Annotated in this window: 13 protein-coding genes; 5 read left to right on the top strand and 8 right to left on the bottom strand. The window is 27.6% G+C overall.

Annotated elements, in window-relative coordinates; translation table 11 throughout:
• Nucleotides 1-14: 14 nt before the first annotated feature.
• The 3 genes from murC to asnS all read left to right on the top strand — a co-directional run bounded on the left by murC (nt 15) and on the right by asnS (nt 3,701).
• Nucleotides 15-1,394, top strand: coding sequence for a UDP-N-acetylmuramate--L-alanine ligase (gene murC, locus L3B98_RS20720; RefSeq protein WP_238918085.1), 1,380 nt, complete (start codon nt 15-17; stop codon nt 1,392-1,394).
• Between the two features lie 45 nt (nt 1,395-1,439).
• Entirely contained in the window at nt 1,440-2,138 is a 699-nt protein-coding gene (locus tag L3B98_RS20725; protein ID WP_238918086.1) for a metallophosphoesterase family protein, read from the top strand.
• Nucleotides 2,139-2,306: 168 nt separating this feature from the next.
• Nucleotides 2,307-3,701, top strand: a complete 1,395-nt coding sequence (gene asnS, locus L3B98_RS20730) for an asparagine--tRNA ligase (RefSeq protein WP_077359744.1) — start codon at nt 2,307-2,309, stop codon at nt 3,699-3,701.
• Nucleotides 3,702-3,779: 78 nt separating this feature from the next.
• Here asnS and L3B98_RS20735 read toward each other — a convergent pair whose 3' ends face one another.
• From L3B98_RS20735 to L3B98_RS20750, 4 genes are all read right to left on the bottom strand, one after another.
• Nucleotides 3,780-3,983: a hypothetical protein gene (locus tag L3B98_RS20735; RefSeq protein ID WP_238918087.1), complete on the bottom strand. Its 204-nt coding sequence runs from the start codon at nt 3,981-3,983 to the stop codon at nt 3,780-3,782.
• A gap of 275 nt (nt 3,984-4,258) precedes the next feature.
• The gene (locus tag L3B98_RS20740; RefSeq protein ID WP_015390269.1) at nt 4,259-6,118 is read right to left on the bottom strand and encodes a PAS domain-containing sensor histidine kinase; all 1,860 of its coding nucleotides are present in this window, start codon (nt 6,116-6,118) and stop codon (nt 4,259-4,261) included.
• Nucleotides 6,119-6,232: 114 nt separating this feature from the next.
• The gene (locus L3B98_RS20745) at nt 6,233-6,367 is read right to left on the bottom strand and encodes a cyclic lactone autoinducer peptide (RefSeq protein WP_015390268.1); all 135 of its coding nucleotides are present in this window, start codon (nt 6,365-6,367) and stop codon (nt 6,233-6,235) included.
• A 5-nt stretch (nt 6,368-6,372) separates the two neighbouring features.
• Entirely contained in the window at nt 6,373-7,032 is a 660-nt protein-coding gene (locus L3B98_RS20750; RefSeq protein ID WP_238918088.1) for an accessory gene regulator B family protein, read from the bottom strand.
• A 282-nt stretch (nt 7,033-7,314) separates the two neighbouring features.
• Between L3B98_RS20750 and L3B98_RS20755 the strand changes: the two genes are divergently transcribed.
• Nucleotides 7,315-8,040, top strand: coding sequence for a class I SAM-dependent methyltransferase (locus tag L3B98_RS20755; protein WP_238918089.1), 726 nt, complete (start codon nt 7,315-7,317; stop codon nt 8,038-8,040).
• A gap of 94 nt (nt 8,041-8,134) precedes the next feature.
• On the opposite strand, the gene L3B98_RS20760 is transcribed toward L3B98_RS20755, so the two are convergent.
• The 3 genes from L3B98_RS20760 to L3B98_RS20770 all read right to left on the bottom strand — a co-directional run bounded on the left by L3B98_RS20760 (nt 8,135) and on the right by L3B98_RS20770 (nt 9,755).
• Complete coding sequence (locus tag L3B98_RS20760; protein WP_238918090.1) at nt 8,135-8,629, bottom strand: hypothetical protein; 495 nt, start codon at nt 8,627-8,629, stop codon at nt 8,135-8,137.
• A 124-nt stretch (nt 8,630-8,753) separates the two neighbouring features.
• Entirely contained in the window at nt 8,754-9,137 is a 384-nt protein-coding gene (locus tag L3B98_RS20765) for a response regulator (protein ID WP_238918091.1), read from the bottom strand.
• Between the two features lie 405 nt (nt 9,138-9,542).
• Nucleotides 9,543-9,755 carry a helix-turn-helix domain-containing protein gene (locus L3B98_RS20770; protein WP_015390262.1) on the bottom strand — a complete coding sequence of 71 codons (213 nt, stop codon included), beginning with the start codon at nt 9,753-9,755 and terminating at the stop codon, nt 9,543-9,545.
• Between the two features lie 239 nt (nt 9,756-9,994).
• On the opposite strand from L3B98_RS20770, the gene L3B98_RS20775 reads away from it, so the two are divergent.
• Nucleotides 9,995-10,459, top strand: a complete 465-nt coding sequence (locus L3B98_RS20775; protein ID WP_238918092.1) for a helix-turn-helix transcriptional regulator — start codon at nt 9,995-9,997, stop codon at nt 10,457-10,459.
• Nucleotides 10,460-10,642: 183 nt separating this feature from the next.
• Here L3B98_RS20775 and serC read toward each other — a convergent pair whose 3' ends face one another.
• Nucleotides 10,643-11,725 (bottom strand): 3-phosphoserine/phosphohydroxythreonine transaminase, encoded by a 1,083-nt coding sequence (gene serC / locus L3B98_RS20780; protein ID WP_238918093.1) that lies wholly within the window; start codon nt 11,723-11,725, stop codon nt 10,643-10,645.
• Nucleotides 11,726-11,835 lie beyond the last annotated feature (110 nt).

Genomic DNA, 11,835 nt, shown 5'->3' on the forward strand with positions numbered 1-11,835 from the left:
AAGGAGTTGGTAATTTGTCTTTCAATTTTATAAAAGATAAAAACAAAAAAATTCATTTCATTGGTATCGGTGGAATCAGTATGAGCGGACTTGCTGCTGTACTACTAAATAACGGTTTTAAAGTATCTGGTTCAGATTTCAAGGATTCACCAATGCTTGATAAGCTAAAAACTTTAGGTGCTGAAGTTTACATAGGCCACAAAAGAGAAAATATTAAAGATGCAGATTTAGTAGTATATACTGCTGCAATCCCCTCTGATAACCTTGAGCTTTTAGAAGCACAGGAAAAAAATATTACATTGATGGATAGAGCTGAATTCTTAGGACAAATTATGAAAGGTCATAAGTATAATGTAGCAATAACAGGTACACATGGTAAAACCACTTGTACATCTATGCTTTCTCATGTAACTCTTGCTGATGATTTAGATCCAACAATTCTAGTTGGAGGCGAATTAGATGCAATAGGTGGAAATTTTAGAATCGGAAAAAGCGATTATTTCTTAGTTGAAGCTTGTGAATATAAACGTTCATTTTTAAAATTCTTCCCTTATGTAGGAATAATTTTGAATATTGATGCAGATCATTTAGATTGTTATAAAGATATAGATGAAATTGCTGATACATTTTTAAAATTTTCTAAATTAATTCCAGATGATGGTCATCTTGTAGGATGCATAGATGATTTTAGAGTAAAGGAAATTTTATCAAAAGCAAGTTGCAACACTTTAAGCTATGGATTTAGTGATGATGCAGATGTTACTGCTAAAAATATACTATTTAATAAAAATGGTTGTGCAACTTTTGATGTATATAAAGGAAATAAAAATTTATTTACCCTTACTTTAAATGTACCAGGTAAGCATAACATATTAAATGCACTTGCTTCGACTTGTGTTTCTCTTATATTTGATATATCTGCTGATAGCATAATTGATGGATTATCCAAATGCAAAGGTGCTCATAAAAGATTTGAATATAAAGGTGAATTAAATGGTGTTACTGTAATAGATGATTACGCTCACCATCCTACAGAAATTCAAGCAACTTTAAGTACTGCAAAACAAATTGATCATAATAAAACATACTGTATTTTCCAGCCACATACTTATACTAGGACAAAAGCCTTATTCACTGAATTTACTGAATGCTTTAATGATGTAGATGAACTTATACTAATGGATATTTATGCTGCCCGTGAAAAAAATACTGGGTTAGTATCATCAGATGAACTTGGAGATGCCTTAAGAAAAAAAGGAATAAAATGTACAAATGTTCATTCTCATGATGAAGCATTAAATTATGTTAAATCTAAACTTACAGATGGTGATTTATTATTAACAGTTGGTGCTGGTGATGTAGTTATTGTGGGAGAAAAATATTTAGAATCATAATTTTCAGAAATAATAACTTTATTATATAACTTTGGAGGAATACTTATGAAAATAGCAGTGATTTCCGATATTCATGCTAATATATATGCTCTCATTAACATTTTAGAAAACATTGATGACGAAAAGGTTGATACAATAATTTGCTTGGGAGATTTAGTTGGTTATGGTCCGCACCCCAATGAAGTTATTTCAATGATTAGACGCCGACACATCCTTTGTATCAAAGGTAATTATGATAGTTCCGTTGTTGACAATAAATATTCCTATATTAGAGAAACCCCTATTAATGCCTTTTCTCTTCCTTGGACTGTTAATGAATTGCGTGAAGAAAACAGAATATTTCTTGAAAATTCACCTTTAAAATTGACATTAAATATTGAAGGTAAAAATATTCTGTTTGTTCACGGAAGCCCAAATGCAATAAATGAATATCTTTTAGAAGATGGGGATAATACTAATGAAATAATGAATACTATTACTGAAGATGTTTTAGTTTGTGCTCACACCCATATACCTGGAATAAAAGAATTTGGTGATAAACTATATGTAAATTGCGGTAGTATAGGAAAACCTAAAATTGGACGTCCAAACAGCACCTACTGCATACTAGATATAACAAAGGAAAGTGGAATAAAAGCACAAATTAAAGAAGTTCCCTATTCATACAAAAGAACAGTTAAAGATGTAACTATGTTAAATTTCCCTAATGAATTAATACACAGTTTTGAAACTGGAGTAGAATAGACAAGCATAGAATATCCTACAAGTTGCATTCATTAAGAAATTATTGTAAAATCTATTTAGCCTATACACAATAGGCTATTTAATAGTATTTTAGCTTAATGAAAATATTTATTAATATAACATTTATTTTAATCTCAAAGTTAATTATATAAATGGAGGTCATGTAATATGGCAAAATCAACACTAATTAAAAGTATTTATAGAAATACTAATGATTTTTTATCACAACAAGTAACTATATCAGGATGGATAAGAACTTTAAGAGCTTCTAATGCATTTGGATTTATAGAAGTTAATGATGGTTCTTTCTTTAAAACTATCCAAATAGTTTTTGATGATAAATTAAACAATTTTAAAGAAATATCAAAATTACCTATAAGTTCTTCAATTACAGTTGTTGGTACATTAGTTGCTACACCTGATGCGAAACAGCCTTTTGAAATTCAAGCACAAGAAATTGTTATTGAAGGAATGTCAAATTCAGATTATCCTCTTCAAAAGAAAAGACATACTTTTGAATATTTGAGAACAATAGCTCATTTAAGACCTAGAAGTAATGCATTTTCAGCAACTTTCAGAGTACGTTCCGTTGCAGCTTATGCAATACACAAGTTCTTTCAAGATCAAGATTTCGTATATACACATACACCAATAATAACTGGTAGTGACTGTGAAGGTGCTGGAGAAATGTTTAGAGTAACTACTCTTGATCCTAAAACTCCAGAATTAAATGATAATGGAACTGTAGACTTTACAAAAGATTTCTTTGGTAAAGAAACTAATCTTACAGTATCAGGGCAATTAAATGCAGAATGCTTTGCCTTAGCTTTTAGAAATATATATACCTTTGGACCAACATTCAGAGCTGAAAATTCTAATACTACAAGACATGCTGCTGAATTTTGGATGATCGAACCTGAAATAGCTTTTGCAGATCTACAAGATGATATGGAACTAGCTGAAAATATGCTTAAATATGTAATTAAATATGTTATGGATGAATGTCCTGAAGAATTACAATTCTTTAATCAATTTGTTGATAAAGAGTTGTTAGAAAGATTAAATCACGTAGTTTCATCAGATTTTGCCAGAGTAACATATACTGAAGCTGTTGAAATTCTAGAAAAATGCGGAAAAGAATTTAGCTATCCTGTATCTTGGGGTATTGATTTACAAACTGAACATGAAAGATATCTTACAGAAGAACATTTTAAGAAACCTCTTTTTGTAACAGATTATCCTAAAGACATTAAGGCCTTCTATATGAGACTTAATGAAGATGGAAAAACAGTTGCCGCTACAGACCTTTTAGTACCAGGAATTGGTGAAATTATAGGTGGTAGCCAAAGAGAAGAAAGATTAGATGTCTTAAAAGATAGAATGAGTGAATTAGGTCTTAAAGAAGAAGATTACTGGTGGTATTTAGAATTAAGAAAATATGGAGAAACTAAACATGCAGGTTTTGGTTTAGGTTTTGAAAGATTAATTATGTATATAACAGGTATGACAAACATTAGAGACGTAATACCATTCCCAAGAACTCCTGGAACATCAGAATTTTAATATTATTTAGAATAGAAATAGCTTATTTACTTGATTTTAAGATTTGAATAATGATTAGTAATATTTGAATTTTAGTTATTATTTAAATAAATTAGTAAGTTTTTTCACAGCTGATATTTTTTCACTATCAATAACGTGAGTGTAAATATCAGCTGTTATTTCTATTAATCCATGACTTAAAAGATTCCTAGCCAAAGGCTTTATTATTTTATCTATCTTATATTTTTTGAAGCTCTTATAGATATCCAATTTAAGAATCAAACTTATAAGTGGAGTATACATGCATCATTGAGAAATTATAGTCATAACACTACACTAGAAATTAGATACATTTTTCTGGAAGCAGGCATGTGAAATTAAGCTGATGAAGGTTCTTAATGGGGGCTTGTTTCATTTATAGCTTGTCCAGATTTTACATCTGGAACACGCTGAAATGACGACAAGCCCCATTTAGAACCTTCTAGCGAAAATTCCACTAGTCCTGTGGAAGATAAATGTATCTGATTTCGATAATTGTTGCATAATTCTAATTCTCGCTTTGGATATCTATATTATGTCTATATTGAATATATATCCGAAAATTCTATTTCAATTCTCTCTACGTGAGTCTCAAAAAAAGCCTTATCTTCATAGCTCTCATTTTCAACTAATTTTGCTGGCAATACTATAATAAATTCGCTACCTTCTCCTTCAGTACTTGTAACAGTTATTTTCCCACCATGGATCTCAATGAATGATTTCACAAGATATAATCCTATCCCAGTTCCTTCACATTGCCTAGATAGTGAATTATTAACTTGTCCAAATCGTTCAAATATAACATCAAGCTTATTCGGTGGAATTCCTTTACCTTCATCTTTAACTTTTATAACAAGACTTGATTGTTCATCTACCAAACTAACATATATATGTCCATTAGGATTACTATATTTAAGGGCATTCGATATTAAATTCAATAATATCCGTTCCATCATATCATGATCAAACCCCATAATTTTTTCTTCCGTATCAGTATCAAATATAAGTTCTATATCCTTACTTTTTACATATGACGCTATTGATTGAACAATATCTTCAATAACGCTTACAATATTGCCATTTCTTTTATTAATTTTAATAAATCCTGAATCTAATTTTGTTATATCTAAAAGATTATTTATTAACTTAATCATTCTTAAACAATTTTGTTTCATTGTTTTTAAATAAGATTTACATTTATCTATATTATCTAATTTGCAATCATCTAAGTACACATATATAGTTTGAATTGCAGCAAAAATAACATTAACAGGTGTTTTAAGTTCGTGAGACATGTTAGTAAAAAAATCGGTTATGAGGTTGTTAAATTCTCTAGTTTCATTAAGTAATTTTAAACTTTTTTCCACATCCTCTTCTAAGGTTTCCAATTTTTTTTCTGAAGTTATATCTAGTAAAAGTGTTAGTATTGAAGATTTTCCTTTGTATGTAAAGAAAGCTGAAGTATTTCTCACTGGTATAAGACCACCATTGCAATTGAGTATGTTTTCTTCTTCCATAACTTTTAAATCTTCATTGCTTATGATATTTAAATACCTTTCCTCAACATTTAATTTTATATTTTGAGGATAGTGTTTATAAAAATCCTTACCATTTAATTCAATCGGATTTTCATATCCTAATAACTTAGCTGAACTTTCATTTGCATATATAATTACTCCATTTTCATGCACAATGATAGCATTCGAGGAATTTTCAAATAACATATCATAACAAGTTTTATTTTTCAGTAATAATGATTCTATGTCTAGTCTTTCCTTATTTTTTTCCTTCAACTCTGAACTTAATATTTCAAGCGTTCTATCCTTTTTTTTATTATTTGATACTTCCATATCAACATAATATCCAAGAATCCACGCAACAAAAATAAATACTCCCACCATTGTTAAATCCTTTTGCAAGTATAAATTTATTCCATCTTTTATCGGAGCATATAATAAATCTGTCCCCAGTATAAATATAGAAGAAAAAAGTGACGTTATAATTCCATAACGTGAACCATATTGAATGACAGATGATATTATTAATAATAGAAATAAATATTTATTTTCGCTTTCATATACCGTAGATAAATACATAGGTAAAGAAATTATCGCTATAAAGAAAATATTTTCCAATAACCATGAAACCTTAAATACATTTGACGATTGTAACATTTTACGGCTAATTATCAACCACAAAAAATAGCACAGTCCAGTAATACATAAAAGAAATCCCATAGTATATAAATTGTATTGGCCATTATCTTTTATATTCAAATCACCCCAATACTTAGGCAAATTTATATATATGATTATGCTAATAAATGCTATTATTGCAATTTTAATAATTGATAACATTATAGCTAAATTATTTTCATCTTTATCTATAAAAGCTTTCATACTGTTCCCCCCTAATATCATAGGTAAAAATGCATAAATTTAAAATAAAAATTGTTGATAATTAAATCAACAATTTTTATTTTAAACATTGTTCCAACTAAATTTTATTACTTACTATTTTCTTAAACACTTTGGTTCTTCTGGTTGGAATGTACTTATAGAGCAAGCTGATGCTGAAGTTGATAATGCCATTTTTGTACAAATATTAGCTGCAATTGTAACAATTACTTTATTAATGGAATTTTTCATATCATTCACCCCTTTCTATCTGTAATGTATTTTAAAACAAAGTCAACTTTGTTTAAAAATCTTATTCCATTTTTAGTAAGCGTAATAGTCTGCCATAAAACACCAAGACTAATAATCTCCATCAACTTTATGTAATGTAATTCCAAATATTTTTTATTTAATATAAATAAAATTATTATTATAATTGAATAAATAGATAGTACAGTGATAGATTTCTTTCTAAATTGCTTTCTCATTTCGATATTGTTAATAGGTTTCTTAATGCTATCAACTGGTGCATTTTTTGCCACTATCATAAATGAAAAAATCATAAAAGCTACACTTATTAACAATACTATATAATTATTAGCAATATATAATACATTATTAATAATTATTCCAGCTAACACCGCCAAAATTGTTCCTATTATAATACACCGACTTGACGAAGAAGCATGTGCACCTCCTGAATATTTTCTTAAAATACCAACTGTAGCGGTAAATACTAAGGCCTCATAAAGAACACCAAAAAACACTCCAGCAATTATAACCCATAGGAAAGCAAATATGACTTGAAATAAATTTATTGCTCCATATACAATTACTTGTTCTTGATCTTCATCAACCTTCAAAAATAATTTTGCATTATTTCCAATTCTAATTGCTATTTTTTCAGCTAGAGACATATTTTATTCCTTTCTTCATTCTTTATTAATTACCCATTATGATTTTTTATTATCTACAATGTTATCAAAAAAAATTTAAAAAATTTGTATATATTCTCTATTTAATTATATATTTGTATAATTCTACATTGGTTATATTTTTCCTTTTTATTTTTCAAAAAACAAAAAATAAATATAAAATTAATAAAATTTACTCCAAAAATATCAATTTGTGTAACATAATGTTATAATAAAAGTATAATTTGATATATATATAAGTAATCCTATAAAAGGAGGAACATAATGATTGATGATTTAAATACATATTTAGAGAATCTAAATAGCAAATGGAGTATACTTTTCTATCGAGTAGTTTGGGAACAACTGTCTCATATAAACAATTTAAAAGTCCTTGACTATGGAAGCGGATTTGGAATCACAGCAAGTCATTTTGCAAAAAATAATGATGTCCTCGCAATAGAGCCGGATGTTGAGACAGTAGAAAAAAGATTCTGCAAAAATAATTATAAACAAATTGTTGGTGAAATAGATCAATTAAAAAAACTAGAAGCTAATTCATTTGATGTTGTATTATGTCATAATGTTTTAGAATATATAAAGGAACGAAAAGATATATTTCAAGAATTTTATCGAATTCTTAAACCCAATGGAATTATATCAATTGTAAAACATAATCCTCTAGGAAAGATTATGGAGAAGGTTGTTTATGAAAATAACGTAGATGAGGCAATCTATTTACTTAATGGCGGAACTATTAATATTCCACCATTTGGTGAAGTAAATTATTACAATATAAATGATATTATAGATTTAGTAAAAGATATGAATATTACTATTGAAAAAGTACTTGGAATTAAAACCTTTTGGGCTTTACAACAAAATCATGAATTAAAGAATCAGCAAGATTGGGAAGAAAAAATGTTTGATATTGAAATGAAGGTTTCAAATATAGATGAATATATAAATATATCTTATTTCAACCATGTTTTATTAAAAAAAATTAGTTAATCTATGAAAATAATCCTATATATTATGTTCTCAATATATAGGATTATTGTAATTACTTATTGTTTTATTTTTTATACTTAAAAATAATCTCTCATTACTCTCTATTTAAATTATCATCCTTCAATTTAGATACCTTTTTTATTTTTTCTCTCATTTTAAATAAATAATTCATTAATATTATAAATAATAAGAAAAATATTAAAGATGGATACCAATATAAACATTTATTATAAATATTTAAGGATTCAATGTTTATATTTATGTCTAATAAGTCTAATAGTACCATATTTAAAAATTCACCTAGCGCAAGTATAAAAAATGCTAATAAAGTACTATATATTGATTTTATTATTGGTATATTAATAATAACCATAATACTTATAATCAGAATCATATTAATTATCATATGTACACCAAAATATATAGGAAGCCATCTTACAAGAAAAGTTAATATAGCTAATATTATACTAGAAAGTATATACTTAAATTTATCTATAGATTCTCTAGAAATCACATGTATGCCCCATACCATAACGAATACTTCCGGAAGAGTTCTCAAAAAAAATTCCATCCAGGTAAGTCTCAACATATTATAACTTCCCTTCCTTAAAATATTTAATAAAATTATATATTCCTTTATAAAATGTATAATTCGATACTATATTTATAATTCCTTCTTTTTATAGATTTTTTTACCAAACAGTAAATATAGTTTACTCATTCAGTATATCTTTTACTAATCCTATCAATTTATCTTTTATAAAATCTTTCTTTATAAAATATGTTGCTCCTAGAGCTTCAACAACCCCAAGTTCATTAGAAAAATTATTTTTACCACCATCCGAAAGAACAATAGTTTTCAAATCTTTGTACTTCTCTCTCAAATCAACTACAAGTTCTAATCCACTTTTTATTGGCATATATATATCTGTAATTATCAAATCAATATCTCCATATTTTTCAAATACCTTGATTCCCTCTTCTCCATTGCTAGCTTCAAATACATTATAATTATAATCCTCTAAAGTTCCTCTAATGAATTTCCTAATACTTGTCATATCATCAACTACCAATATATTTTTCTCATTTTTCTTCATCACTTTCAACCTTCTTTTCTATTTTAAAAAATCAATTCAAAATACTATCAGTTAAAAACTCCATTAATTCCAGTTAATGCAATAAATAATGCAACAAAAATAAATCCAGATATTAATTTCTGCATTGTTTTCAAACTTCCAAACCACTTCATAATATGTCCCCTTCTCTGATTTCATATTTTCAGTATATAATTTCATAAATATTTTTACCCATAAAAAAACCAGCAATTAAATAACTGATGGTTTAAACACTACCTAATGAAGTTATTTATCTAATCATTCAAAATGGTATACCTCATTGTTATATATAGTACCTACTCTTACTTGTGGGATATTAATTATATCTTTTATATTTATTTACAGCAATTTGAGATTGCATTTTATCTAGTGTACTTTATATAATAATTAAACTATTCTTATTCTATCTTCAATATTTTCTTTATAAAGAACTGAAGTAATAGCTGCTCTATACTTTATCCCAGAACGTCTTCCATTAACTATATCTGTTAAATAATTTTCACTAACACCAATCTTTTTAGCTAATGCTCTTTGTGTCATATTCAATTGAATAAGCCTAATTTTAATTTCCTTTCCAAAATCAGAAATGTCATTTTTCATTTGAATCAACTCCTTAAAAAATCACAAATTAATTCATTTGTCAATATTCTGGGTAAGTGGTAGGATACCTTTTTCATTAGTTAAATTCAAGAAATGAAATATATTAGTTTTATTAATAATCATTTATGATAAAATATTTTTGAAGTGTTTTCTTATCACGTACTAATTATATTACTGAAATCAGTACTTGTAAAGTATTTTTTTACTTATTTCAGTAAAATTTAGGAGGTTTGTTTGAAATGGATACCAATATTGGTGATAGATTGGATTTAATATTAAAACATTATAAACTTACAAAAAAACAATTTGCTGAATCAATAAGTTATTCTCCTGGTAATATTACAGATTGGATTAAAGGTCGCTATAAACCATCTAGCAAGGCATTAGTTAACATAGAAAATATATATAAAGTTTCACAAAACTGGCTAATTAATGGCACTGGAGACATGTTTATTAATGATACTTATAACATAAGTAGTAAAAATTCAATCAGTACTGAAATCAGTAAGGATATTTCTTCATTAGGTTCCCTTACTGAAGATGAAATTAATATAGTCAGACTTTATAGAAAATTGACAGACCACGATAAAATTAAGATTGAGGGAATAATGGAATTTAAAGCTACTGAAACGGAATCTACCGTAACCCCCCATGCGGAGTCATATACTTGTCAGAATGGAGGAGAAAATAAAAATGTAGGATAATTTTTTACTTAATTTGATACGATTTCTTATCACTTTCTTTAAACATAAATTCAAACTATGAAAATTCACTTTTTTCTATGATTTGAATTCTATAACTTTTATGTAAATTTTAGATGTATTCTAGAATTATCTATTTCAAAATTAATTAGAGAATCAAAAATATGATTCTCTAATTGTTATTATCTATTTATTTTCTTCTTCAAATTTCTTCATAAATTCAACTAAAGCCTTAACACCTTCTATTGGCATAGCATTATATATACTTGCTCTCATACCGCCTACAGTTCTGTGTCCCTTTATATTTTCAAATCCTTTTGCCTTTGCTTCCTTTACAAATTTAGCATCTAGTTCATCTGAACCCGTTACAAATGGCACATTCATTAAAGAACGATCCTTCTTCACAACAGTTCCCTTAAACATACTGCTTGAATCTAAATAATTATATAGTATAGCTGCTTTTTCTTCATTTATCTTTTTCATGGCTTCTAGTCCACCTTTATCTTTAAGCCACTTAAAGACCTTTCCACATATGTATATTCCATATGCTGGTGGTGTATTATACAATGAATTATTATCTGCATGAACCTTGTATTTTAACATAGTAGGAGTTCCTGGTAGTACATCATCTGTAATTAGGTCTTCACGAACTATTACAACAACAACTCCTGCTGGTCCAACATTTTTTTGTGCACCTGCAAAAATCAATCCATATTTTGATACATCAACCGGTTCTGATAAGAAATCTGATGACATATCTGCTACTAACAGTTTATCCCCAACTTCAGGTAGCTCATTATACTTAGTTCCATATATTGTATTGTTGTGACATATATACACATAATCTGCATCATCAGATACTTTTAAATTTTTTAGATCTGGTATATATGTGTAGGTTTTGTCTTCTGATGAAGCTAAAATATTAACTTTCCCAAATATTTTCGCTTCTGTTGCTGCTTTCTTTGCCCATTGCCCAGTAATAATATGATCCACAACTTTATTTTTCATTAAATTCATTGGAATCATTGCAAATTGCTGTGATGCCCCACCTTGAAGGAATAATACCTTGTAATTATCCGGAATCCCCATAAGTTCTCGCAGTGTTTTTTCAGCATCTGTAATAATGCCTTCAAACGCCTTTGAACGATGACTCATTTCCATAACTGACATTCCAGTTCCTTGATAATCCAACATTTCTTCTGCCGCTTCTTTGAGAACCTCCTCTGGTAATACAGCAGGTCCCGCTGAAAAATTATAAACTCTTGACATTAAAAAAGCCCCCTTGTGATATTTTATTTTTATCTATAATATTATATCACAATTTAAATTCCAAGAAACAAATTTATCATACATTAGTATAAAAAATCAGAATATTTATA

The sequence above is a fragment of the Clostridium sp. YIM B02555 genome, assembly GCF_022320955.1.
Lineage (GTDB): Bacteria > Bacillota > Clostridia > Clostridiales > Clostridiaceae > Clostridium > Clostridium saccharoperbutylacetonicum.